At 67.7% G+C, this 3,868-nt stretch carries 3 protein-coding genes; all 3 read left to right on the top strand.

Going from position 1 to position 3,868, the window contains the following annotated elements; genetic code table 11:
* Positions 1-2,192, top strand: a 2,192-nt coding sequence (locus H0524_RS13735; RefSeq protein ID WP_309225101.1) for a PA domain-containing protein, incomplete at its 5' end; no start/stop codon positions are given.
* A gap of 137 nt (positions 2,193-2,329) precedes the next feature.
* The gene (locus tag H0524_RS13730; protein WP_018728452.1) at positions 2,330-3,304 is read left to right on the top strand and encodes a hypothetical protein; all 975 of its coding nucleotides are present in this window, start codon (positions 2,330-2,332) and stop codon (positions 3,302-3,304) included.
* Positions 3,305-3,440: 136 nt separating this feature from the next.
* On the top strand, positions 3,441-3,868 hold a 428-nt coding region (locus tag H0524_RS13725), incomplete at its 3' end, for a sigma-70 family RNA polymerase sigma factor (RefSeq protein WP_375372002.1).

Below are 3,868 nucleotides of genomic sequence, written 5' to 3'. Positions count from 1 at the left end.
CCACCTACTTCGGCTACTTCGACTGGCCACACCAACCCACCGACACCCCCGTCACCAAACCAGTCACCCTCACCAACACCAGCACCACCCCCGTCACCCTCAACCTCACCACCACCGGCAACAACGCATTCACCACCGACACCCCCACCGTCACCGTCCCCGCCAAAGGCCAGATAGACGTCCCGGTAACCGGCGACCCAACGGCAGCCGATGTCGGCGAACACACCGGCTACCTCATCGGCACCGATGCCAGCACCGGTGAAACCATCACCCGCACCAGCCTCGGCCTCATCAAAGAAGACGAACGCTACGACCTCACCATCAAACTCCGCGACCGCAACGGCGAACCCACCAGCGCGACCGTTCTCGTAAAGACGACAGATTATCCATTCCCTGGATACACCGACGTGGACGGCGAGCGGACGCTACGGCTTCCGCCGGGTTTCTACACTATTTACGCCGAGCTGGAGGTCGCCGGAGAGCGGAGTGACTCGTTGGGCCTCGCCCTGCTGGTCGCCCCCGAGACCGTCCTCGACAAGCCGGCCGAGGTGATACTGGACGCGAGCCAGGCCCAGCTACTCGACACCCAGACACCGCATGCCACGGAAGACCGGCAGCGCCAACTCAGCTTCACCCTTGAGCACCCCGACTACAAACCCTTCCACTATGGCTACGAGGTTCCGCCTCGGTACGACGACCTGTACGTCCTGCCAACTGAGAAGGGCAGCGAAAGCTCATTCGACCTGGGGGCCCGCTGGCGCAGGGGTGAGCCGGTCCTGAGCCTGCGCGCCCTCGGCCTGCTCCCCATCGACGCCGTCGTCCAACCTGGCAGCACCATCACCACCGGCACACAATGGCTACGCCCCGTCCACGCCGGCACCGGCACCCCCGAGGAGTACACCGACCTCGACGCCGACGGCAAAATTGCCGTCATCAAACGCAGCGACGACATCAGCCCGGCCGACCAGGCCGCCGCCGCGGTAGCCGCCGGAGTCGCACTCCTCCTGATCGTCAACGACAACCCGGGAATCCTCTACGAGTGGGTCGGCGAATCACCCATTCCTGTTAAAGCACCCATTCCCGTTGCCAGCATCCACCGTGACATCGGAAACATCCTGATCAAATTGGCCGAACACGGCGTGCCGCCGCTGAAGGTCAGCCAGGAGCAGTACCCCGACACCATCTACGACCTGGTCCAGGTCTGGCGGGAACAGGTGCCGGACCAGCCGCTCACCTACCACCCGAGGCACAGCGACCTGGCCCGCATCGACGCCCGATACCACGCCGTTCAGGAGACCGAAGGTTACGGCTACCGCAATGACCTGACCTTCGCCATCTCCTATGGGAGCCCCGAGCCGGAGTGGTACCCCGGCACCCGCACCGAATGGGTCACCCCGGGAATCGAGTGGCGCGAAACCCATCAGCAACGCTTTTGGACCGACGCCTCCCACCGCAACTCGTACGAGTTGGGGTCAACGACCACGGTGGACTGGTTCGCACCCGCTGTCCGGCCAGCCTTTGGCCGGACCGACGGCAGTGCGCAGAACAATCGAGCCGGCGACACCATGAGCGTCGAGGTGCAGACGTGGAGCCCGTCGGGCTCCGTGCTTGAACACGGTGGCTTCTACCCGTACCGCGTGGTGCCGACGCACCTGAAGCTCTACCAGGGCGACACCCTCCTGTTCGAGAACACCCGGCACGCTTCGCTGGGGTTGCGGAAGGTGCCGGCCGGCACGCTGCCCTACCGGCTGGTGCTGGACGCGTCCCGCCCGGCCGACGAGTGGCGACTCTCCACCCGCACCCACACCGAGTGGGACTTCATCTCCAGCACCAACTCGGCCCCTCCAGCCGACCCGGTCCCCATCCCGCTGCTCCAACTCGACTACGAGCTGGAAACCGACCTACGAGGCGATGTCGAGGCCGGCACCCACCAGGAAATCAGCATCACCGCCGGACCACGACCCGGTACTACCGGTGCCGGCACCATCACCTCGGTGGAGCTTGAGGTCTCCTACGACGACGGCACCACCTGGCAACCCGTCACTCTCGACCGGGGTGACGACGACCGCTACACCGGCGACCTGAAGCTGCCGAAGCAACCCGATGGCTTCATCTCCGTCCGCGCCGCCGCCGAAACCGACGCCGGCTTCGCCATCCGACAAGAACTCATCCGCGCCTACGGCCTGCGATGAAGTGGCCGGTGGGGCCCCCGGACCGGTATCGTCCGGGGACCCCGCCGGGGCCTCCGGCCAGCGCGGACGACCGTTCCAGGTGGATCCGGGTGGCTCATGCCCGCCATGCCGCAGCGGGCCGAGGGAGGAAGCCACTCATGCTGGGCGTGTTGGGATTCAGCCCCGACGACGAGGCGATCTACCGCCTGCTGGTCCGGCAGGGTCAGGCCGGACCGGTCGAGCTCGCCGACGCCCTACGGATGCCCGTCTCGGGCGTGGCGGCGGCGCTGTCCCGCCTCACCGACCGCGGCCTGACCAAGCAGGCATCGGAGGAGACGTTCTCGGTGGCACCGCCCGCGGTCGCGCTCGGGGCGCTGATCGGCGAGCAGCAGTCCGCGCTGCGCGCCGCGGAGCTGGCCCTCGTCACGCTCGCCGAGGAGTACCGCGGCGCGAGCGCGGAACGCTCCCTCGGCGAGTTGATCGAGGTGATCACCGGGGTTGACGCCATCCGGCACCGGTTCGCCCAGGTGCAACACGCCGCCCGGCGGGAGGTTCGCAGCTTCGTCACCCCTCCCTTCGTCGCGGTACCACCGGGCGCCAACACCGTGGAGTCGGTGGCAGCACGACAGGGCGTACGGTTCCGGGTGGTGATCGACCGCCCGGCGCTGGCGGAGCCCGGCGTGGTCGCGGAGACCCTGGAGTCCCTGCGCGACGGTGTGCAGATCCGGGTGACGGAGGCACTACCGATCAAGCTGATCATCGCTGACGCCGGGCTGGCGCTGGTCCCGTTGACGGCCACCACGGAGGGCGAGCCCGGTGCGGTACTGCTACATCGCACCGGACTGCTGGCCGCGATGGATGCCCTGTTCGAAGCCGTGTGGCGAGGTGCCCACCCGTTGACCCTGTCGGCGGACGGCACGTTGAGCGAGGACTCCGAGGCCGACGGCCCAACCGACCTGGACCGCCAGATCCTGACCCTGCTCCTGGCCGGGCTCACCGACGCGGTCGTGGCCAGCCAACTCGGCCTGTCGCTACGCACCCTGCAGCGGCGGCTACGCCACCTGATGGACCTCGCCGGGGCCGCGTCTCGGATGCAGCTCGGTTGGTACGCCGCCCGCGAAGGCTGGGTGTGACCACGAGCACTCCGGATCCGGTCCCGCCAAGGATCGCGACTCACTCCCGTTTCACGCCCCACGCACCAAGCTGATTGTCAACCGGCGGAACCGCGCCGGCCCACGGCACAGACGCGGATACGGGGAGAGACGAAAGATGGCTCTGCAGATGATGGATCACGGGATACGCCCCACCAGCGGCGCCGACACCCTCACCGATCTGGATGCCACTGACGAGCGCGGTGTCTCCACCGATCTGGTCCGGGCCTACCTCCAGGCCATCGGCCGGACGAAACTGCTGACCGCCGCCCAGGAGGTCGAACTGTCCCGCCGGATCGAGGCCGGGCTCTTCGCCGCGACCAAGTTGGCGACCTGCACACCGGTCTCCGTCGTACTCCGTGCTGACCTGGAGCTCGTCGCCGCCGAGGGGCGCGCGGCGAAGGACCATCTGCTGGAGGCGAACCTCCGCCTGGTCGTCAGCATCGCCAAGCGCTACACCGGCCGCGGGATGGCCTTCCTCGACCTGATCCAGGAGGGCAACCTCGGCCTGATCCGCGCCGTCGAGAAGTTCGACTACACCAAGGG

The sequence above is a fragment of the Salinispora sp. H7-4 genome (assembly GCF_013416675.1).
Lineage (GTDB): Bacteria > Actinomycetota > Actinomycetes > Mycobacteriales > Micromonosporaceae > Micromonospora > Micromonospora vitiensis.
Note: the sequence above shows the minus strand (reverse complement) of the source record. Positions and strands in the feature narration are given on the sequence as shown.

Bases quoted from the DNA above. Each gene is read 5' to 3' on its own strand.
- H0524_RS13730 (WP_018728452.1), top strand. From the start codon at position 2,330: ATGCTGGGCGTGTTGGGATTCAGCCCCGACGACGAGGCGATCTACCGC.